Here is a 20812-nt window from a genome sequence, read left to right as displayed (position 1 = left end):
ATGCGCCGGGTGCCGATTGCTGCCTTATCCTCGTCTCGTACCCGCAGGGGCGGGGCTGCGTTACCGCTTAACATTACCAACACATCACAAGAACACGACGCCGACGGGGAAGGGCAAAACGCAATACTGATTACCGAACTTCGAAATATCTAACCGTGGAACAAGTTACCAAACAGGAAACCAAGGGGTTGAAATTGTTGCTTTAACCTATGCACCCAAGATCGCCATTTCCCGCGATTCCGGCAAGTCGGGTATTCCGGACCCCAAGGGCGAAATCGGCTGTTCTTGATCCAGATCAGGGCTGCGACATGACGCCCGCCGTTAAGAGTTGATCATGCGCGGCACAAACTATAATCATTCCAGAACGAGAATGCGGCGTTGCCGTATGCCAAAACTGTCGCCGGTACCGGCAGGACAAGATATGGAGGAGCGGGTGGACTATACCGCAAAACTCGACACCGCGATCGCGCGTCTGCACGAAGAAGGCCGTTATCGCACGTTCATCGACATCGAGCGCCGCAAGGGGCATTTTCCGCAGGCGGTGTGGACCCGACCGGACGGCACCGAGGCCGATATCAGTGTCTGGTGCGGCAATGACTATCTTGGCATGGGGCAGAACCCGGTGGTTCTGGATGCGATGAAGGCTGCCATTGACGATGCCGGCGCAGGGTCGGGCGGCACGCGCAACATCTCGGGCACGACGGTTTTTCACAAGCGGCTCGAGGCCGAATTGGCGGATCTGCATGGCAAGGAAAGCGCGCTGCTGTTCACCAGTGCCTATATTGCCAATGACGCGACGCTGAGCACGCTGCCCAAGCTGTTTCCCGGCCTGATCATCTATTCGGATGAGCTGAACCATGCTTCGATGATCGAAGGGGTGCGCCGCAATGGCGGGGCCAAGCGCATTTTCCGCCACAACGACGTTGCGCATCTGCGTGAACTGCTCGAGGCGGACGATCCGGACGCGCCCAAGGTGATCGCCTTTGAATCGATCTATTCGATGGATGGCGATTTCGGCCCGATCGAGGCGATCTGCGACCTTGCCGACGAATTCAACGCGCTCACCTATATCGACGAGGTGCATGCGGTGGGCATGTATGGCCCGCGCGGTGCAGGTGTTGCCGAGCGTGACCGGCTGATGCATCGGCTGGACATCATCAACGGCACGCTGGCCAAGGCCTATGGCGTGATGGGGGGCTATATCGCCGCCAGCTACAAGATGTGCGACGCGATCCGTTCCTATGCGCCGGGATTCATCTTTACCACCTCTTTGCCGCCTGCTGTCGCGGCCGGTGCGGCGGCGTCCGTGGCCTATCTGAAAAAGGCCCATGAGCTGCGCGAGACCCACCAGACCCAGGCGCGGATCCTGAAAACCCGGCTCAAGGCGATGGGATTGCCGATCATTGATCACGGCAGCCATATCGTGCCGGTCATCGTTGGCAACCCGGTGCACACCAAGAAGCTGAGCGACATGCTGCTTGAGGATTACGGCATCTACGTTCAGCCGATCAATTTCCCGACGGTGCCGCGTGGCACCGAGCGGCTGCGCTTTACGCCGTCGCCGGTGCATGGGCCCAAGGAAATGGACCGGCTTGTTGCGGCAATGGACGCTCTTTGGTCGCATTGTGCGCTGAATCGCGCCGAACTGTCCGCCTGAAATCAAGCCTGTGTGCAAATTGCTTGTGCTGTGTTAGCATAATCTAAAGAAGAGCGTGAACGAGTCGATGGGACGACTCAAATCGCTGACACGGGACGCAGCAGTCGGTATGGGGCAGGCATGATCGGGCGCAAGCAACCGCGCACATCAGAGGTCGTAGAAGAAGACGTCGTGAAGCCCAAGGGGTTTGACGATTTTGAGTTGCGTCTTGGCGACACCATGCGCGGCGAACGCGCGACCATGGGCAAATCATTGCTGGATGTTCAGCGCGAGCTGCGCATCAAGGCTTCTTATGTCGCCGCGATTGAAAACTCGGACCCCTCTGCCTTTGACACGCCGGGCTTCATTGCGGGCTACGTGCGCTCATACGCGCGCTATCTCAACATGGATCCCGACGAATCCTTTGCGGCCTTTTGCCGGGAGAGCGGCTTTACCGTCGCCCATGGCATGTCGGCGGCGGCCTCGACGGTCAAGAAACAGCAGAACGGTGGCGGGAATGCCGGGCGCGACAGCCTGAGCGATCCCTTCATGTCGCCGGGCGCGCCGTTCATCCCGCTGCGCGAGAGCATTTTCAGCCATATCGAGCCGCGCGCCGTCGGATCGATGCTGGTGCTGCTGGCGCTGATCGGCGGTATCGGCTATGGCGGCTGGAGCGTGCTCAAGCAGGTGCAGCAGGTACAGCTTGCCCCGGTTGAGCAGGCCCCGGTTGTCCTCTCGGATCTCGATCCGCTCAGGGGCGCGATGCAGGACACCGATGACGGGGCCGAGGAACGCCGCGCCGAGGCGCTGGACCGGCTCTACCGGCCACAGGCGCTGGACGTGCCGGTTCTGGTCGCGAGGGATGCGCCGATTTCCACGCTTGATCCGCGCAATGTCGGAACCTTCAGCCAGCCGGACCTGCCCGATGTGCAGGTGGCCGCGCATGTCCAGTCCTACGATCCGCGCCTGGACGGGCCGCGCCCCGAAGGCACGGCGGTGCCGCAGGTGGTCGAAGACGTGGCACCCCAGTTGCAGATGGTTGCCGTACGACCGTCATGGGTTCGGGTGACCGCGGCGGATGGCTCGGTGATCTTTGAAGGCATCATGGAAGGTGGCCAGAGCTATGACGTGCCGCTGACCGAAGAGCCGCCGACCCTGCGGGCGGGCGAATCCGGCGCGATCTATTTCGCCTACCAGAACCAGCATTTCGGCCCGGTCGGCGAGCGCGGACGGGTCACGTCGAATCTGCCCCTGTCGGTCGAGGCGGTACAGGATCGCTTTCAGGTTGCCGACCTGGAACAGGATCGCGACCTGGCGCGAATGGTCGCGCAAGCCCAGACCGAACCGGCACAACCCTGATCCGGCCATTGCCGTTGCCGCGCGGGCGAACTATCTAGGGCCGGTAATCCAAACGGAACACGGACCGTCGTCATGTCGCTCAATCCCGTTCGCCCCTGGCGCAATATCTATCGCCGCGAGTCCCGCCGGATCATGGTGGGCAACGTCCCGGTGGGCGGGGATGCGCCGATTTCCGTTCAGACCATGACCAATACGCTGACCACCGATGTCGCGGCGACTGTGGCACAGGTGCAGGCCGCAGCCGAGGCGGGGGCCGATATCGTGCGTGTTTCGGTGCCGGACGAGGCATCGTCGCGCGCGCTGAAAGAGATCGTTGCCGAAAGCCCGGTGCCGATCGTCGCGGATATCCATTTCCATTATCGCCGTGGCATCGAGGCCGCCGAGGCCGGTGCCGCCTGTCTGCGGATCAATCCGGGCAATATCGGCTCGCCCGAGCGGGTGCGCGAAGTGATCGGCGCGGCACGCGATCATGGCTGTTCGATCCGGATCGGGGTGAACGCGGGCAGTCTTGAGAAACACCTGCTCGAGAAATACGGGGAACCCTGTCCGGATGCCATGGTCGAGAGCGGGCTCGAACATATCCGCATCCTGCAGGACAATGATTTCCACGAGTTCAAGATCAGCGTCAAGGCATCCGATGTGTTCATGGCAGCGGCGGCCTACCAGCAGCTTGCCGAGGCGACCGACGCACCCATTCACCTGGGCATTACCGAGGCGGGCGGCTTTGTCAGCGGCACGATCAAATCGGCGATCGGCCTGGGCAACCTGTTGTGGATGGGCATCGGCGATACCATCCGCGTCAGCCTGAGCGCGGACCCGGTGGAAGAGGTCAAGGTCGGTTACGAGATCCTAAAATCCCTGGGCCTGCGGCATCGCGGTGTGAACATCATCAGTTGTCCAAGCTGTGCGCGGCAGGGCTTTGACGTGATCAAGACCGTCGAAATACTTGAAAAACGGCTGGAGCATATCAAGACCCCGATGAGCCTGTCGATCATCGGCTGCGTTGTAAATGGCCCCGGCGAGGCGCTGATGACCGATGTCGGTTTCACCGGCGGCGGGGCAGGCAGCGGCATGGTCTATCTCGCGGGCAAGCAGAGCCACAAGATGGGCAATGATGCGATGATCGACCATATCGTCGAGCAGGTTGAAAAGAAGGCCGCGGAAATTGATGCGGCCAACGCGGCGGCACAGGCGGCGGAATAACATCGGTTTGCCGCGGTGATGCGCGGCACCTGACTCGGTTCAATCAACATGACCCAATCCATGTTGCCGGCACTGCCGGCAACGATCTCGCGCGCGATGTGGGATATTGATTTGCTTTATCGGCGTCGATTGTGACAAGATTTGCATAATATACGCGAACAGCCACACTCACGGATAAAATGCAGGATTTTTCGCAAGAATTCATATCCGCTATCGGCCTGATTCTGGCCGGGGATTCGGAGCTGTGGGCGATTGTGCTGTTGTCGCTCAAGGTGTCGGTGCTGGCGGTGCTGATCGCGGCGGCGATCGGGATGCCCCTGGGGGCGGCGCTTGCGGTGGGTCGGTTTCCGGGCCGGCGGCTGGCGGTGGTGTTGCTGAACGCGCTGATGGGTTTGCCACCGGTGGTCGTGGGCCTGCTGGTCTACCTGATGCTGTCGCGCTCGGGGCCGCTCGGGGTGTTGCAATTGCTCTATACGCCGACCGCGATGATCATTGCGCAGGTTGTGCTGGTGACACCGATCATCGCGGCGCTGACGCGACAGACCGTGGAAATGCTCGACGCGGAATATGCCGAACAGTTGCGCAGCCTAGGCGTGTCGCGGCTGGCCTCTGTGCCGACCCTGGTCTGGGATGGCCGGGTTGCGTTGCTGACTGCGTTGTTGGCGGGTTTCGGGCGGGCGATCGCCGAGGTTGGGGCGGTCATCATGGTGGGTGGCAACATCAATCACGTGACGCGGGTGATGACCACGACCATCGCGCTTGAGACCTCCAAGGGCAATCTCGCGCTGGCGCTGGCGCTTGGTGCCATCCTGATCGGGATCGCGGTCACCGTTACCGGGCTGGTCAGCCTGCTGGCGATGCGCGAAGGGCAGGGCGAGATGCGCCATGCGTGACCTGTTAGCCGACGAAGCCTTTGGCCAGCCATTGATCGAGGCGTCCGGACTGCGGATCGGGCGCAATGGCGGCACCTTGCTGGATGTCGCGCACCTGGCGCTGGATGGTCCGGGGCCGACAGTGATCCTGGGCCCCAACGGCGCCGGCAAGAGCCTGTTGCTGCGCTGCCTGCACGGGCTGATCACGCCGGATCGCGGGATGGTGCGGCAGGGGGGCACACCGTTGAACGCTGCGGCGCGTGCGCGACAGGCAATGGTGTTCCAGAAACCGGTGCTGCTGCGCCGGTCGGTCGCGGCAAATCTTGATTTTGTGTTGAAACGGCAGAAAATGTCACGCCCGGATCGCAAGGCACGGATTGCAACCCTGCTTGGCGAGGGCGGGCTTGCGGGCAAGGCGCGGCAGCCCGCGCGCAGCCTGTCCGGGGGCGAGGCACAGCGGCTGGCCATATTGCGGGCGCTGGCGCGCGTGCCGGACATCCTGTTCCTTGACGAACCCACCAGCGCGCTCGACCCGACCGCGACCCAGCATATCGAAGCGATGGTCCTGATGGCGGCGCGGCGCGGCACCCGGATCGTGATGGTCACCCATGACATCGGCCAGGCCCGGCGCATCGGGCATGACATCGTGCTCATGCAGGCGGGGCAGGTTGCCGAACACGCCCTTGCGCGTGATTTCTTTGACGCCCCGCAAAGCCAGGCCGCGCGACGCTTTCTGGCGGGGGCGCTGGTCTTGTAATCCAAAACACTGATGGAGAGTTTGATTATGTTCGGAAAATTTGTCCGAGGCCTGGCCTTGGGGCTGGCGCTGACCACCGGGTCTGCGGCGCTTGCGGATGACGGATTCATCGTGGTGCAATCCACGACCTCGACCCAGAATTCGGGCCTGCTTGATGCGATCCTGCCGACATTCAGGGACAAGACCGGGATCGAAGTGCGTGTCGTTGCGGTTGGAACCGGGCAGGCGATCAAGAACGCGATGAATGGCGATGGCGACGTGTTGCTGGTGCATGCCAAGCCGGCGGAAGAGAAATTCGTGGCCGATGGCTGGGGCGTTGAACGCAAGGACGTGATGTATAACGATTTTGTGCTGATCGGCCCGGAGGAGGACCCGGCGGGGATCGCCGGCGGCAAGGATATCGTCGCGGCACTCAGGCAGATCGCGGAGACCGAGGCCGCGTTTGCCTCGCGCGGGGATGACAGCGGCACGCACAAGGCGGAGCTGCGCCACTGGGGCGCGGCGGAGGTCGATGTCGCCACGCATTCCGGCGCGTGGTATCGCGAGACCGGGTCGGGCATGGGGGCAACCCTGAACGCCGCCGCCGGGATGGACGCCTATGTGCTCAGCGACCGGGCGACCTGGATCGCCTTTGGCAACAAGGAAGGAATGAAAATCCTTGTCGAAGGCGACCCCCGGCTCTTTAACCAATACGGTGTGATCCTCGTGAATCCCGAGCAGCACCCGCATGTCAAATCCGCCGAGGGGCAGAGCTTTATCGATTGGCTGACCGGAGAGGAGGGCCAGTCCGCCATCGCCGGCTACCAGCTTGACGGACAACAGCTGTTTTTCCCGAACGCGCAATAGGCCGGTCGGGGCGCGGGGTCAGTCCGCGCGCCCCCGCTTTTCAAAACGCGGCAGCATGGCGCTGAAATCGCGGCCCTTGCCATCCTCGTTTTCGACGAATTGCGCATAGAGCGCCTGTGCGAGCTGGCCCATCGGGGTGTCGGCATCCGCGCTTTCGGCGGCCTGCTGGCTCAGGCGCAGGTCCTTGAGCATGAGATCGGCGGCAAACCCGGGTTGATAATCATTGTCGGCGGGGCTTTGCGGGCCGACACCGGGGGCGGGGCAATAGGCGTTCATCGTCCAGCTATAGCCCGACGAGGTGCTGACCACGTCGAACATCTTTTGCCGGTCAAGGCCCAGCTTGTCGGCGAGCGCAAAGGCTTCGCAGGTCGCGATCATCGTGACGCCAAGGATCATGTTGTTGCAGATTTTCGCGGCCTGTCCGGCCCCGGCATCTCCGCAATGCACCGCTTTCTGACCCATGATGTCAAACAGCGGCGCGGCCGTGTCAAAGGCGGCTTTGCTGCCGCCGGCCATGAAAGTCAGGGTGCCCGCCGAAGCACCGCCGATACCGCCGGATACGGGCGCATCCACCGCCAGCAGGCCCGCGGCCTCGGCATCCGTGGCAACCGCGCGGGCGCTGTCCACATCCACGGTCGAGCAATCCACCAGCGCCGCGCCCCTGGTCATCGCGGGGATGATGTCGCCAGCGACCGCGCGCAGGATGTCGCCATTAGGCAACATGGTGATGACCACATCGGCGCCGGATGCGCAGTCACGCGCCGACGCCGCCACGTTCACCCCGTCGACCGCGACATCGGCCATGTCGAACCCGACCACCTCGTGACCGGCTTTGGCCAGGTTGGCGGCCATTGGCGCGCCCATGTTGCCCAGCCCGATAAATCCGATTTTCATGGCGTTCTCCTCATCTTTCAAACTTGAGCCCCTCGGCCCCCAACGGCGCGAGCATTCTGTCTATGGCGGCGCGGGGAACCGGTTCGCCACTGAATTTCCACTTGGGATCGCGATCCTTGTCAATGATCGCGGCGCGGATTCCTTCAAGGAAATCACCCTGTTGCATCGCGCGGTGGGTATATCGGTATTCCATCCTCAGCGCCCGGTACATGTCGGCGGATTCCGCCTGAAGATACCGGATGATTTCCAGCGCGCAGGCCATCGCCAGCCCCGAGTTGCGTTGCATTTCCGCGTGTGTGTTCCGGGCGAAATCGCCGGTATCGCTGGCAAGCCCGTCGAGGATTTCGGACAGGGTCGGGGCGGCAAACAGGCGGTCGATCTCGGGCTGCCGTGACTGTAGCGCCGACATGGGCGGGGTGTGCGCATGGCTGCGCAGGTGGCTGACATCGCCGCTGGCTTGCAGCATTTCAATCAGGTCGCCCCATTCCGCGCGCGGGATGAAGTGATCGGCAAAGCCGGCATATATCGCATCGGCGGCATTCATCCGCGCGGCGGTTGTGCCCAGATAGACGCCCAGATGACCGGGCGCATGGGCGAGCAGATAGCTGCCCCCAACGTCCGGCACCAGGCCGATGCCGCATTCGGGCATGGCAATCCGGCTGCTTTCCTCGACCACCCGATGCTTGCCATGACAGCCGATGCCGACGCCGCCGCCCATCGTGAACCCCTGCATGAAACTGACCACCGGCTTGGCATAGGTGGCGAGCAGCGCATTCAGCCGGTATTCATCGCGCCAGAAGGACTGGCCATAATCGTAATCGCCGCGCATCCCGGTTTCGTAGAGTTCGGCGATATCGCCCCCGGCGCAAAACGCCTTGTCGCCTTCTGCATCGATGATGACCAGCGCCACGTGTTCTTCTTCGCGCCACAGGTGCAGCGCGGTGTCGATCGCGCGGCACATGTCATGGCTGAGCGCGTTCAGCGCCCTGGGCCGGGTCAGGGTGATTCTCCCCGCCCGGCCCTCGACACGAATATTGATGTCGTTCACGCCGGCTTACCGCGCCGCGAGCATGTGCCGGGCGACGATCACGCGCATGATCTCGTTGGTGCCTTCGAGGATCTGGTGGACCCGCAGGTCACGCACCAGCTTTTCGATGCCGTAATCCGCGAGATAGCCATAGCCGCCATGCAGTTGCAGGCATTGATCGACGATCTTGCTGCCTGCTTCGGTGACGAATTTCTTGGCCATCGCGCAATGCTTTGAGGCATCGGGCGCGCCCTGGTCGAGCTTCCACGCCGCCTGGCGCAGGAACACGCGGGCGGCCTGCAATTCGATTTCCATGTCGGCAAGGCGGAATTGCAGCCCCTGGAACTGGTCGATCGAACTGCCAAAAGCCTTGCGTTCGGACATGTAGGTCAGGGTCATGTCCAGCGCCGCCTGTGCTGCCCCGAGCGAGCAGGAGGAAATGTTGAGCCGGCCGCCGTCAAGGCCCATCATCGCGTATTTGAAGCCCTTGCCTTCTTCGCCGACCAGGTTGTTGGCGGGGATCGCGCAATCGTCGAACTGGACCTGTGCGGTGGGTTGGCTGCGCCAGCCCATCTTGTCTTCCAGACCGCCAAAGGACAGGCCGGGCGTGCCATCTTCGACATAGACGGTCGAAATTCCCTTGGGGCCGGCCTCGCCGGTGCGCACCATGCAGACATAGGCATCGGAATAGCTGCCGCCCGAGATGAACGCCTTGGTGCCATTCAGAACATAGCCGCCGTCGGTCTTGTCCGCGCGGGTCTTGAGCGCGGCGGCATCGCTGCCCGATCCCGGCTCGGTCAGGCAGTAGGACAGCACCGTATCGAGCGATACCACGCCGGGCATCACCCGTTCCTTCATCTCGTCACTGCCAAAGGTGTCGAGCATCTTGGCGCACATGTTGTGGATGGACAGGAACGAGGCGACCGAGGGACAGGACATGCTCAGCGCCTCAAAGACCAGCGTGGCCTCCAGCCGGCTGAGGCCCGACCCGCCCGATTCTTCGCTCACATACAACCCGCCAAAACCCAGCTCGCCGATCTGCGGCCAGAGCGACTTGGGGATCGTGCCCTCGGATTCCCACTGGCGGGCAAAGGGGGCAATCGTCTCTTGTCCGAACGCATGCGCCATGTCGAAAATGGCGGTTTGTTCCTCGCTCATTGCAAAATCCATGCAGGTCTCCTCCAGCACATCGAATTGAACGTTTGTTTAATTCCTGCTTCATACAGGATAAGTGCCGCGCAGTGCAATCCGAACCTTGCGGCCCATGGCGCGGTGGGTGGGCGGGGTGTCACAGGTCGGCGTGAAACTCTTGGATCAGGTGTTTCACCACCGCCGGGCCAGGCGGACAGGCGCCGGATTCAACCGCTTCGGCATGAACGCGGCGCTGGCGCGCGGCGCTGGTGCCATCGCGCACGATACCGCGCAGGGTCGCCAGCTCCTTTTGCGATTGCAGGGCTTCGGCATCCTCGGCGAGCAGGCCGATCAACTCGTCCAGCAGCGCGTCAAAGGGCTTGATCGAGCGGTCGCCGAAATCGATCAGCCCCTCGCTTGTGCCATAGCGCTGTGCCCGCCAGCGGTTTTCGTCGATCAGAAAGCGATCATAGGTGCGCCAGCGTTGATTGCGCTCGCGCAGGCGGCACAGCATCCGGGTCAATGCCTGGATCATCGCCGCCAGGGCAAGCGTATGTTCAAGGCGGGGTTGCACATCCATGATCCGGGTTTCGAGCGTCGGGAATTTGTGCGAGGGGCGCAGGTCCCACCAGATCTTGCTGGTGTCTTCGATGATCCCCAGGTCGATAAGCGTGCCGGCGGTGCGCTCGTATTCCAGCCAGCTGTCGAAATGCGGCGGCAGTCCGGTGCGGGGCAGGTTGTCAAAGATCGTCAGCCGATACGAGGCCAGCCGCGTGTCGTGGCCCTGCCAGAACGGAGAAGAGGACGACATCGCCAGCAGGTGCGGCAGGAAGTAACTCAGCTGGGGCATCAGATCGGCGCGCAGGGCGGGTTCCTCGATGCCCACATGCACATGCATGCCACAGATCAACATGCGCCGCGCGACCCCGCCAAGCGCCCGCTCCAATGCGGTGTAGCGATCCTTTTCCGTGTGTTGCTGGTTCTTCCAGTCGGCAAACGGGTGGCAGGAAACCGCGATCGGGGCGAGGTTGAACTCGGCCGCGTGGCGCGACACGCAGGAGCGCAGGCGTTTGAGGTCTTCGCGCGCCTCGGCGATCGAGGCGCAGACACGGGTGCCCACTTCGATCTGGCATTGCAGGAATTCCGGGCTGACCTGGTCGTCCAGTTCCGACTGGCAGGCCTGCATCAGCGCCGGAGGAGCCTCGGCAAGGTCGAGGCTGTCGCGGTCAACCAGCAGGTATTCCTCTTCGATGCCAATGGTGAATTCCCGCTGCATGGTGCCCTCCCGACGAAATGTTCGCCCCAGTGAACGGCCTGGCCGCGCTGTTGCCAAGCGAAAAATCGGACAGGCCGGGTTGCGATGCCCCGTGGAACAGGGCAAGTCAGCGGGCAAAACTCGGATACTTGGGTCAGCAATCGGGGCGCGCAGCATGGGAAATGGAAGCAAGATACGCAAGATCAACAGCTTGCTGGATGATCTTGACGTTCGCCTAGTGGATGGAGCGGCGCATCGCGCCGAACAGGAAAGATTGCGCGCGTTCGAGGCCCGCGGCGGCCTGGATGCGCCGGCCTATGCCTTGTCGCCGGGAATGGAGGGGTTCGACATTGCCGCGCTGGCTTCGGAGTATGGTGAACATGCGGAGGCGCTGGCAAAGTTGATGGCCGGGGGGCAGCGGGCCGGATATGCTCCGGGCAACGGCTATTTCGACGGCCCGGATGCGCAGGCGCTGTATCTCATGGTTCGACGGGCATGCCCGCGCCGGGTGATCGAAGTGGGCTGTGGCAACTCGACCCGGATCACCCGCCAGGCCATTCTTGATGCCGGTTTGAACACGGTCCTGACCGCGGTCGATCCGTGGCCGCGTGCGGATATTGCCGATGTGGTGGATCGGTTCGAGCAAGCCACGGTCGAGAGCCTTGACCCGTCTCTCTTTGCCGATCTGGGCGATGGTGACATCCTGTTCATCGACAGCAGCCACCAGGTTCGGATGAACAACGACGTGGCGCATCTGTTTTGCCGGATCATCCCGGCGTTGGCATCGGGCGTGGTGATCCACGTGCATGACGTGTTCCTGCCCTATGAATATCCCAAGCGGTTCTTTTATGATTGTCCGTCCTGGGCCGAGCAATACATGCTGCACGCGCTGTTGCAGGGCGGCGGCTATGACATCCTGTGGCCCGGGTATTTCCTGCAGAAGGAACGACCGGATGCGGTGGCCGCGCTCCCGTTTCTTGGCGAGGGGCGGGCGCAGAGTTTCTGGATCAGGAAGCGGTAGAGGCAGGGGGCGCTGCCCCCTCCGGGAGAAATCGGGGATTTCTCCCGTTCACCCCCGGAGTATTTTCCCAAAGATGAAGGTGCTGGTCGGTTGGGCGCCGTTCAGAGCAGGCGCACCTGTGTTCCGATCTGGACCAGCGGGTAGAGTTGTTCGACATGTTCGTTGTAGAGGCCGATGCAACCCGACGAGCTCTGCCGCCCGATCTTGCGGGTGTCATGGGTGCCGTGCACCAGGTACGCGGGCCAGTCCAGGTACATCGCGCGCGTGCCGAGCGGGTTGCCGGGGCCGCCTTCCATGAAATCAGGCAGGCTGGGATCGCGTTCGCGCATATTGGCGGTGGGAGTCCAGCGGGGATTCTCGGCCTTGCGGACGATCCTGGAGTAGCCGCGCCGGGTAAGTTCTTCGGACATCGGCACCGAAGAGGGGAACAGCAGGTAGGTCGATCCATCCGGGCCCCAGTAATGCACCGCGCGGCTGGTGATGTCGGCGAGCAGGCAGCCTTTGCCCAGGGCGTCGAAATGATCCTGCCAGCGTTGCATCTGGAACGAAGAAGTGTTGCGCCGCACCGGAACGCGGTCGCGGATGGCGGGTTCGGAGTCAGGGAATGCGTCGGTCGATTGCGCGCGCAGCAGGGCGGGCGTTGCCAGCGTGGTGGCCGCGCCCAGTACGACGGAGCGCCTGGTCAGGGTGGTCTTGGTCATGTCGTCGCCTCGTGATCATGGCTTTGAGGGTATTTAAGATGCCGTGCGGGGCGATGCAAAGGTCGAAAGTGACGCGCGTGTGGTGATCACGTGAATGTTAGGGCGGCGCGCACGCCACAAGCGGTTCTCCCCAGAATTGTGCGGAAACAATTCACTCGCCACATATATTCGAAAACTTGATTGCGTATTTGTCTAATGATAATGTCAATTTTGTGAGGCCGGGATATTCCATGTCCGGTTGGTAACGAGATTTGGGAACAGGGACTTGAACATATGAGTAGGACGACGTTTCTGGCAAGCTGCGCAGCAGGTGCCATGATGCTGGCGGCTGGTGCCGTACATGCATCGACCTTTACGATCGGGGCGGGGTCTTCCGTCAACCTGACGCCGGTCGACAGCTTTTTCTCGGGATGTACCGGGGCCGGGGACTGTATCAGCGAGAGTCTCGCGGATGGATTGATCGGAACCACGTTCGAGCTGAACAATGTGGGCGATTCGGAAACCTTTGACTTTCTGACCTTTACCGGCAACGGCACGGGTTTCTACGAGAACTACACCGCCTCGGCGACGCTGGCGTTCGAAGCGCCGACCATTGATGCCAGCAGCGGTGGCACCGCCGGTGTCGTGGGTGTCATCGGCGGGTTCATTGGGGCGGGTGCGCTGCGTTGGGAAGATGTCCCGGTGGATGTCGCCTTTGGCCATACCGGTATCGTGACCATCGATTTCCAGGACGGTCGCGCCATCCTGCCGGGTTCGTCGATCACCACGACGGCTACGGTCACGCTGAAGCAGGCGGATATCTCGCCGGTTCCGCTGCCGGCGACGGGTTTGCTGTTGCTGGGCGGAATGGGTGGCCTGGTGGCGATGCGCCGCAAGAAAAAGGCGGCCTGATTTTCGCTGAATGGCGGGTCGGGTCCGGGGTTGACCGCCTTGGTGTACGTGACCTGACAAGCACAGATTGGCGTGGCGCCCGGTCCGAAGGATCGCGGCGCCATTCTTTTTGCGGATGTGACCCGCATGAGGTTGCGGCCAGCGCGCTAAAGGGACCAGGTAAAGCCGGTTGCCTGTTCGGAGACATCCCACAGACGGCGCATGACCGCCTTGTCATGGGCGTATGGTTCGAGGGTTCCGCGCCCGACGGGACCGACAAATTCCATGCGGCCGGTGGGGCCATAAAGCGCGCGCTGTTCCAGCCCGTTTTCGGTTGCGCACATGAGTTCGGGATAGGCGCCTTGCTCGGCCGTCTGCACCATGGGTGTCTTGACCATCAACCACCAGGCGATGCGGGTCAGCAGGCCGCCGCTTGTGGTGATGAGTGACGTGCGCGAGGAGCCGGGGTGGCAGACATAGACCCCGACCTTGCGACTGGCTGCGCTGAGCCGGTCCTGGAGCTCATAGGCAAACATCATCTGCGCCAGCTTGCTCTGGCTGTAGGCCGTGTTCGCACCATAGCTGCTGTTCCAGTTCATGTCGTCAAAGCGGATGGTGCGCAGGCCCATCTTGTAGCCAAGGCTGGCCACCACGACGATCCGGCCCGCCGAAGCTTCGATACGGTCAATGAGCATCCCGCAGAGCAGGAAATGGCCGTAATGGTTGGTGCCCAGCTGGCTTTCGAACCCGTCCGGGGTGAGCTTGCGGGTCGGCACCTGTGCAATTGCGGCATTGCAGATCAGCGCGTCGATATGCGGAACCGTGTCCAGAACCTGTTGCGCGGCGCGGCGCAGGCTGACGAGGTCGGACAGGTCGGTGCGGATAAATCGGATATCGGCCCGCTCGCCAAATTCGCCCCTGAGCTTGGCGATCGCCGTGGTGGAACGTTCGGTGCTGCGGTTGAGCATCACGACCGTGGCGTCGCGGGCCAGCAGGATGCGCGCCGCCTGAAACCCTGTGCCGGCATTTGCACCGGTGATGACAAAGGTCTTGCCCGCGAGTGGACCGAGCCGCTCCGGAGTCCAGCCCAATGGGCCGAAAGTGGTGTCTGTCATCTGCGTGATCCTTTCCATGGGTGCGCTGTTGCGGCTGTGTCGGAAGGGCAGATAAATCTTGCTGCGGGATGGAAACAGGCGGGATCGTCGCAAATACTTGCCTGATCGTATCAACCCTGTTGATTGCGGGATTGTGGTTGCCGTATCCCGACCGCATGGGCATGGCCATCATCAAGCAGATCATCGCGAGCCGCATGACCAGGGACGGCTTGGTCGAGACCGGGATCAAGGGAGTTCGGTTGTTCCGTGCAACCGAGGCGGTGCCATGCGCGCCGGCGGTTTACGAGCCGTGTGTCATCGCCATTGTCAGCGGTAACAAGGAAACCGTTCTGGACGGGCAGCGCCATGTCTATGACAACGCGCGGTACCTGTGCTGTCCCATGTCGCTGCCGGTTGAGGCAGGGACGCCGGATGCCTCGCCCGAAACGCCGCTTCTGGGGGTTTACGTGGCGCTTGATCCGGCGCTGATGCGCGAGCTGAGCATTGCAATGGAGGCGGTGCAGGGCCATGTCGCGGCCACGCAAGGCAGCGCGCGGGGGATCCGGCTGGCCCGGTGGGATGATGGATTTCTCGATGCGCTGCTGCGGGTGGTGCAATTGGGGGACTCTGCCACCGATATCGCGGTCTTGGGAGATGCACGGCTGCGTGAGCTGTATTACGCGATCCTCAAGGGCGAGGCGGGCGGGTTTGCCCGGCGGGCCTTTGGCCCCGGCAACGCCATTGCCCGCTCGATTGCGCATGTGTCGTCCAATCTCGACCAGTCGGTTTCGATCGACGATTTGGCGGCCCGGGCCGGCATGAGCCGCGCCGCCTTTCATCGCAGGTTCAAGGAGGCGACAACCCTGTCGCCGATCCAGTTCGTCAAATCCATGCGGCTGAACAATGCGGCGATGAAGATCGCGGCGGGCATGACCGTTGCCGAAGCGGCGCACGAGGTCGGCTATGTCAGCGCGTCGCAATTCAGCCGCGAATTCAAGCGCCTCTATGGTCGGTCGCCCAGGCAATGGAGCGCCGGGATGATGCCGTCGTCCAACCCCTTGCAACCAGGGTGACGCCAGCGCGGCGTGGCAGGGACAGGAAAGGCGCCGGTTGGGCGCCTTTCGTATTGGTATCGCGTGGTCTTATTCCATCACGGGGATGGAGAATTCGCCGCCATCCTTGATGCCGCTTGGCCAGCGCGAGGTCACGGTCTTGGTGCGGGTGTAGAATTTGAACGCGTCGGGGCCGTGCTGGTTGAGGTCGCCGAACACGGATTTCTTCCAGCCGCCAAAGGTGTGGTAGGCCAGCGGAACCGGGATCGGGACATTGACCCCGACCATGCCGACATTCACCCGGTTGGCAAAGTCACGCGCGGTGTCGCCATCGCGGGTAAAGATCGCGGTACCGTTGCCATATTCGTGATCCATCGCCAGCTTCAGCGCCTCTTCGTAGGTCTGCGCGCGCACCGTGGTCAGGACAGGGCCAAAGATCTCGGTCTTGTAGATGTCCATATCCGGGGTCGCGTGGTCAAAGAGATGCGGGCCGACGAAATAGCCGCTTTCATAACCTTGCAGTTTAAAGCCCCGGCCATCGACCACCAGTTTCGCGCCCTGATCTATGCCGGTCTGCACCAGACGTTCGATATTCGCCTTGGCCGCTGCGGTCACGACCGGGCCGTAATCGACGTCGTCACCGGCAGTATAGGGGCCAACCTTGAGGTTTTCGATGCGCGGCACCAGCTTTTCGATCAGGCGATCGGCGGTCTGGTCGCCGACGGGAACCGCAACCGAGATTGCCATACAGCGTTCGCCCGCCGCCCCATAACCCGCGCCCACCAGCGCATCGGCGGCCTGATCCATGTCGGCATCGGGCATCACGATCATGTGGTTCTTGGCACCGCCGAAACATTGTACGCGCTTGCCCTGGGAACAGCCGGTTCCATAAATATATTCGGCAATCGGGGTCGAGCCGACAAAGCCGATGGATTGGATCTCGGGGTGGTACAGGATCGCGTCGACGGCCTCCTTGTCGCCATTGACCACCTGCAGGATACCCTTGGGCAGGCCGGCCTCTTCCATCAGTTCGGCCAGCATGAGCGGCACTGACGGATCGCGTTCGGACGGTTTGAGGATAAAGGCGTTGCCGCAGGCGATGGCCGGGGCGAACATCCACATCGGGATCATGGCGGGGAAGTTGAAGGGCGTGATTCCCGCTGTCACACCAAGGGCTTGGCGCATGGAATACATGTCGATTCCGGGACCGGCGGCATCGGTGAATTCCCCCTTGAGCATCTGCGGCGCGCCGATGCAGTATTCCACGACCTCAAGGCCGCGCTGAACATCGCCGGCGGCATCCGGCAGGGTCTTGCCATGTTCGCGCGACAGCGCTTCGGCCAGCTTTTTCATGTCGCGGTTCAGCAGGTCGACAAACCTCATCAGAACCCGCGCCCGCCGTTGCGGGTTGGTCGCGGCCCATCCGACCTGCGCGGCCTTGGCAGCCTGAACCGCGTTTGCCAGCTCGTCTGCATTGGCAAGCGGCACCTTGGCCTGCACCTCGCCGGTGGCAGGGTTCATGACATCGGCAAACCGTCCGGATTGTCCCTTGACGTGTGCGCCGTTAATGTAATGGGTCAGCTCTTGCACGCGATTGTCCTCCTCGAGTGAATTTGCCAAGACCATAGGCTTGCAAAAAAGTATTGAACAGGGGCAAGAATTCAAAAAGGCTTTGCAAAATTGCAGGAGGGGCGATGGACCCGCATTGGGATGACGTTCGGATATTCCTGGCCGTTGCGCGACATGAGAGCCTGTCGGCGGCCGGAAGGGTACTCAAGATTGATCCTGCGACGGTTGGGCGCCGGGTGTCGCGGCTCGAGTCGGCCTTTGGGGTTCCGTTGTTTGTCAAGTCGCCACAGGGCTATGCGCTGAGCGAGGCAGGTGAACGGTTTCTGGCCCATGGCGAGGCGGCCGAGCAGGCGATGCGCGCCGCGACCGAAACGCTTGATGGCCAGAGCGAAGGGATGACCGGGCAGATGCGCATCGGTGCGCCGGATGGCTGCGCCAATTATCTGTTGCCCCAGGTCTGTGCGCGGCTGGGGCGGGACAACCCAGATCTCGACATCCAGATCGTGGCCTTGCCCCGTGTGGTCAACCTGTCGCGTCGCGAGGCGGATATGGCGGTTGCTGTCAGCGCGCCCACCGCGGGCCAGCTGCTGGTCAAGAGGATCACCGACTACAAGCTGCACCTGGTCGCGACGCGCCGGTATCTGCGCAACCATCCACCGCTTGAGAGCCTGGAGGATCTGCGCGGGCGGCGCATGGTGGGGTATATCCCGGACATGATTTTCGACGCCGAGCTGGACTATCTCGACAAGCTGGGCATCAGGCGTGTCCCCTTGGCGTCAAATTCCGTGCCGGTGCAGCTCAAGCTGCTTTGCCAACATGCTGGGCTTGGGATCGCGCATGATTTCTCGCTGCCAGCGCATCGGACCCTGTGCAAGGTGCTGAAGCAGCAGATCAGCCTGACCCGCAGCTTTTATCTGGTGCGTCACCAGGCGGACCAGCGCAGCCAGAGGTTGAACCGCTTTGCCGAGGCGCTGGCCAGTGGGCTGCGGGACGAGGTGATACGGCTTGAGGCGCTGACCTGACCGGCGCGGCCTGTGTCAGCATTGCGACCAATTGTCGTCGCGCGGCGTTGCACCGGCGAGCGGAGTCTTGACAGGACTTCATATTGCGGCAAGGCTTTTGGTATTGAAATTTTGTTGCGGAGGTCTCGTCAATGCTGGTGCAGCAGATCCTGAAATCCAAGGCCACCACCGGTGTGCTGACCGTTGCGTCCACCGCCAAGGTGTCCGAAGCCGCAAAGGTGTTGGCCGACAACCGGATCGGATCGCTGGTGGTCTCGGATGATGGGGGCACTACGGCGGTCGGGATCCTGTCAGAGCGCGATATCGTGCGCGAACTGGCCCATGTGGGCAGTGTCTGTATGGAACAGCCGGTCAGCGCCTATATGACGACCAAGCTTGTCACCTGCAATGCCGAGGCAACGGCGCAGAAGGTGCTCGAATTGATGACCGAGGGTCGCTTTCGGCACATGCCGGTGGTCGCGGCAGATGGCAAGCTGATCGGGTTGGTGACTCTTGGCGATGTGGTCAAGGCTCAGCTGTCGCAACTGTCGATGGAGAAACAGGCGCTGGAAGGCATGATCATGGGGCATTGACGTCCCCGTCGGCCCGGTTTTGCAGAATTCAATTTTTGTAAGGAATTATTGTTTGCGGGCAAGAGCTTGCTTGCAAATTTTCGCGTCCTGATGTTGGTTGCCCAGCAGGTCGCACAAGGCAGGAGAGACCCCCATATGCGCGTTGCACTATACCCCGGCACGTTTGATCCAATCACGCTTGGTCATGCCGACATCATCCGGCGCGCTTGTCCGATGGTTGACCGGCTGGTGATTGGTGTTGCCATCAACCGGGACAAGGGGCCGTTGTTTTCGCTCGAAGAACGAGTGGCAATGATCAACGCGGACTGCGCCCAGCTGAGCGAGCAGACCGGCACCGAAATCGTGGTGCATCCGTTTGAGAACCTGTTGATCAACTGCGCACAGGATGTCGGGGCCCAGATCATCGTGCGCGGGCTGCGCGCGGTGGCGGATTTCGAGTATGAATACCAGATGGTCGGCATGAACCGGATGCTGAACGACGATGTGGAAACCGTGTTCCTGATGGCCGATGCCAAGTACCAGCCGATTGCCAGCAAACTGGTCAAGGAAATCGCGCGGCTGGGCGGGGATATCTCGAGATTCGTGACGCCGCATGTGCGCGAGGCGTTGTTGGACCGGCTGCTTCAGCCCGCCTGAGCCGGGGGGTTAGCGCCAGAAAGCGAGCCACTCGGTAAAGGCAAGGAATTTCTTGCCCAGAAACACCAGATGCTCGGCATCGAACAGTACCGTATCGGCAAGGACAGAGCCGAGGATCACAATGCCCAGAACCAGGGCGAGGCTATTGGACATCAAGACCTCGGTAGAATTGAAAACGCCCGGCCAGCTATGCCTGACCGGGCGCACGTGTTCAATGGGGTCGTAGTGATCGGAAATCAGCGGTTCAGGCGGCCCATTGCGGCGGCGACATCCGCCATACGCACCGAAAAGCCCCATTCGTTGTCATACCAGGCCAAAACCCGCACCATGCGGCCATCGACCACGCGGGTCTGGTCCGGCGCAAAGATGCTGCTTTCTTCGGTGTGGTTGAAATCCACCGACACCTTGGGTTCGGGATCATAGGCCATCACCTTGCCGATCGGGCCCTTGACGGCCTCGGCGACGGCGGCGTTCACCTCTTCGGCGGTCACGTCACGCCCGGCCCGGAAGGTCAGGTCGACGGCCGAGACATTCGGAGTGGGCACGCGGATCGCCGAACCGTCCAGACGGCCCTTGAGGTTCGGCAGAACTTCGCCCAGGGCCTTGGCCGCACCGGTCGAGGTCGGGATCATCGCCATCGCGGCGGCGCGTGCACGGTAAAGATCATTGTGACGACGATCCAGCGTCGGCTGGTCGCCGGTATAAGAGTGGATCGTGGTCATGATGCCATGTTCGATGCCGATGGCTTCGTCCAGCACCTTGGCCAGCGGCGCCAGACAGTTGGTGGTGCAGGAGCCATTGCTGATCATCGTGTCGCCCTTGGCGAGCATCTCGTCATTGACGCCGAACACCACGGTTTTCTGCACATTTTTCGCCGGGGCCGAGATCAGCACCGATTTGGCGCCGCGCTCGAGGTGAACCTTGGCCTTGTGCCCGTCGTTGAACTTGCCGGTGCATTCCAGAACCACGTCACAGCCGGACCAGTCGAGCTCTTGCGGATCATAGGTCGAGAACATCTCGATCTCGCCCTGGCCCAGGTCCATCGTGCGTTCTCCCACGCGGATATCCTGGGCATAGCGCCCGTGGATGCTGTCATATCGCAGCAGGTGCGCAGCGGTTTCGATCGGGCCCGTTGCGTTGGCCTTGACGACCCGGATGTCATTGCGGCCGCTTGCCGCGATATGGCTCAGGGTACAGCGGCCAATCCGGCCAAATCCGTTAATACCGACGTTAATGGTCATACTTCGTGGCTCCACAATTTTGTGCCTTGGGGGGCATATAGCCCCGTAATCGAT

At 62.2% G+C, this 20812-nt stretch carries 21 protein-coding genes; 12 read left to right on the top strand and 9 right to left on the bottom strand.

All coding sequences use genetic code 11. From position 1 onward, the window contains the following. Positions 1 to 433: 433 nt before the first annotated feature. From hemA to ACP15R_RS12945, 6 genes are all read left to right on the top strand, one after another. A complete protein-coding gene (hemA, locus tag ACP15R_RS12970; RefSeq protein WP_424986839.1) occupies positions 434 to 1657 on the top strand; it encodes a 5-aminolevulinate synthase in 1224 nt (407 codons plus the stop codon). Between the two features lie 120 nt (positions 1658 to 1777). Further along, positions 1778 to 2995, top strand: a complete 1218-nt coding sequence (locus ACP15R_RS12965; RefSeq protein WP_424986838.1) for a helix-turn-helix domain-containing protein — start codon at positions 1778 to 1780, stop codon at positions 2993 to 2995. A 72-nt stretch (positions 2996 to 3067) separates the two neighbouring features. Further along, on the top strand, positions 3068 to 4198 hold the full coding sequence (gene ispG, locus ACP15R_RS12960; RefSeq protein WP_424986837.1) for a flavodoxin-dependent (E)-4-hydroxy-3-methylbut-2-enyl-diphosphate synthase: 1131 nt from the start codon (positions 3068 to 3070) through the stop codon (positions 4196 to 4198). Positions 4199 to 4377: 179 nt separating this feature from the next. Next, positions 4378 to 5091: an ABC transporter permease gene (locus ACP15R_RS12955; protein ID WP_424986836.1), complete on the top strand. Its 714-nt coding sequence runs from the start codon at positions 4378 to 4380 to the stop codon at positions 5089 to 5091. Further along, positions 5084 to 5827: an ATP-binding cassette domain-containing protein gene (locus ACP15R_RS12950; protein ID WP_424986835.1), complete on the top strand. Its 744-nt coding sequence runs from the start codon at positions 5084 to 5086 to the stop codon at positions 5825 to 5827. Before ACP15R_RS12955 ends, ACP15R_RS12950 begins: the two co-directional genes overlap by 8 nt. Before the next feature lie 27 nt (positions 5828 to 5854). After that, positions 5855 to 6673: a substrate-binding domain-containing protein gene (locus ACP15R_RS12945; RefSeq protein WP_424986834.1), complete on the top strand. Its 819-nt coding sequence runs from the start codon at positions 5855 to 5857 to the stop codon at positions 6671 to 6673. Between the two features lie 18 nt (positions 6674 to 6691). On the opposite strand, the gene mmsB is transcribed toward ACP15R_RS12945, so the two are convergent. The 4 genes from mmsB to ACP15R_RS12925 form a co-directional block, all read right to left on the bottom strand. Next, the gene (mmsB, locus tag ACP15R_RS12940) at positions 6692 to 7567 is read right to left on the bottom strand and encodes a 3-hydroxyisobutyrate dehydrogenase (protein WP_424986833.1); all 876 of its coding nucleotides are present in this window, start codon (positions 7565 to 7567) and stop codon (positions 6692 to 6694) included. 10 nt (positions 7568 to 7577) lie between these two features. Then, positions 7578 to 8615 (bottom strand): enoyl-CoA hydratase/isomerase family protein, encoded by a 1038-nt coding sequence (locus ACP15R_RS12935; protein WP_424986832.1) that lies wholly within the window; start codon positions 8613 to 8615, stop codon positions 7578 to 7580. A 6-nt stretch (positions 8616 to 8621) separates the two neighbouring features. Then, entirely contained in the window at positions 8622 to 9764 is a 1143-nt protein-coding gene (locus ACP15R_RS12930; protein WP_424986831.1) for an acyl-CoA dehydrogenase family protein, read from the bottom strand. A gap of 118 nt (positions 9765 to 9882) precedes the next feature. Then, entirely contained in the window at positions 9883 to 11001 is a 1119-nt protein-coding gene (locus ACP15R_RS12925; RefSeq protein ID WP_424986830.1) for a carboxylate-amine ligase, read from the bottom strand. 154 nt (positions 11002 to 11155) lie between these two features. Between ACP15R_RS12925 and ACP15R_RS12920 the strand changes: the two genes are divergently transcribed. Further along, positions 11156 to 12001: a class I SAM-dependent methyltransferase gene (locus ACP15R_RS12920; RefSeq protein ID WP_424986829.1), complete on the top strand. Its 846-nt coding sequence runs from the start codon at positions 11156 to 11158 to the stop codon at positions 11999 to 12001. Positions 12002 to 12102: 101 nt separating this feature from the next. Here ACP15R_RS12920 and ACP15R_RS12915 read toward each other — a convergent pair whose 3' ends face one another. Further along, positions 12103 to 12702, bottom strand: coding sequence for a L,D-transpeptidase (locus ACP15R_RS12915; protein WP_424986828.1), 600 nt, complete (start codon positions 12700 to 12702; stop codon positions 12103 to 12105). Between the two features lie 273 nt (positions 12703 to 12975). Here ACP15R_RS12915 and ACP15R_RS12910 point away from each other — a divergent pair, with 273 nt between their 5' ends. Beyond that, complete coding sequence (locus ACP15R_RS12910; protein ID WP_424986827.1) at positions 12976 to 13593, top strand: VPLPA-CTERM sorting domain-containing protein; 618 nt, start codon at positions 12976 to 12978, stop codon at positions 13591 to 13593. A 146-nt stretch (positions 13594 to 13739) separates the two neighbouring features. On the opposite strand, the gene ACP15R_RS12905 is transcribed toward ACP15R_RS12910, so the two are convergent. Next, positions 13740 to 14687, bottom strand: a complete 948-nt coding sequence (locus tag ACP15R_RS12905; RefSeq protein ID WP_424986826.1) for an SDR family oxidoreductase — start codon at positions 14685 to 14687, stop codon at positions 13740 to 13742. A gap of 137 nt (positions 14688 to 14824) precedes the next feature. On the opposite strand from ACP15R_RS12905, the gene ACP15R_RS12900 reads away from it, so the two are divergent. Beyond that, a complete protein-coding gene (locus ACP15R_RS12900; RefSeq protein WP_424986825.1) occupies positions 14825 to 15739 on the top strand; it encodes an AraC family transcriptional regulator in 915 nt (304 codons plus the stop codon). A gap of 69 nt (positions 15740 to 15808) precedes the next feature. On the opposite strand, the gene ACP15R_RS12895 is transcribed toward ACP15R_RS12900, so the two are convergent. Continuing rightward, positions 15809 to 17308: a CoA-acylating methylmalonate-semialdehyde dehydrogenase gene (locus tag ACP15R_RS12895; RefSeq protein ID WP_424986824.1), complete on the bottom strand. Its 1500-nt coding sequence runs from the start codon at positions 17306 to 17308 to the stop codon at positions 15809 to 15811. Positions 17309 to 17412: 104 nt separating this feature from the next. Here ACP15R_RS12895 and ACP15R_RS12890 point away from each other — a divergent pair, with 104 nt between their 5' ends. From ACP15R_RS12890 to coaD, 3 genes are all read left to right on the top strand, one after another. Continuing rightward, positions 17413 to 18309 (top strand): LysR family transcriptional regulator, encoded by an 897-nt coding sequence (locus ACP15R_RS12890; RefSeq protein ID WP_424986823.1) that lies wholly within the window; start codon positions 17413 to 17415, stop codon positions 18307 to 18309. Between the two features lie 131 nt (positions 18310 to 18440). Next, entirely contained in the window at positions 18441 to 18881 is a 441-nt protein-coding gene (locus tag ACP15R_RS12885) for a CBS domain-containing protein (protein WP_424986822.1), read from the top strand. Between the two features lie 135 nt (positions 18882 to 19016). After that, positions 19017 to 19517: a pantetheine-phosphate adenylyltransferase gene (coaD, locus tag ACP15R_RS12880; RefSeq protein ID WP_424986821.1), complete on the top strand. Its 501-nt coding sequence runs from the start codon at positions 19017 to 19019 to the stop codon at positions 19515 to 19517. A 9-nt stretch (positions 19518 to 19526) separates the two neighbouring features. Here the strand turns inward: coaD and ACP15R_RS12875 are convergent, their stop codons facing one another. Together ACP15R_RS12875 and gap are read right to left on the bottom strand one after the other, a co-directional pair. Further along, a complete protein-coding gene (locus ACP15R_RS12875) occupies positions 19527 to 19670 on the bottom strand; it encodes a hypothetical protein (protein ID WP_424986820.1) in 144 nt (47 codons plus the stop codon). Positions 19671 to 19753: 83 nt separating this feature from the next. After that, the gene (gene gap, locus ACP15R_RS12870; RefSeq protein WP_424986819.1) at positions 19754 to 20758 is read right to left on the bottom strand and encodes a type I glyceraldehyde-3-phosphate dehydrogenase; all 1005 of its coding nucleotides are present in this window, start codon (positions 20756 to 20758) and stop codon (positions 19754 to 19756) included. Positions 20759 to 20812 lie beyond the last annotated feature (54 nt).

The sequence above is a fragment of the Microbulbifer sp. S227A genome, from assembly GCF_049800935.1.
The sequence above is the reverse complement of the archived record's forward strand: the minus strand, read 5'-3'. Positions and strand labels throughout refer to the sequence as shown.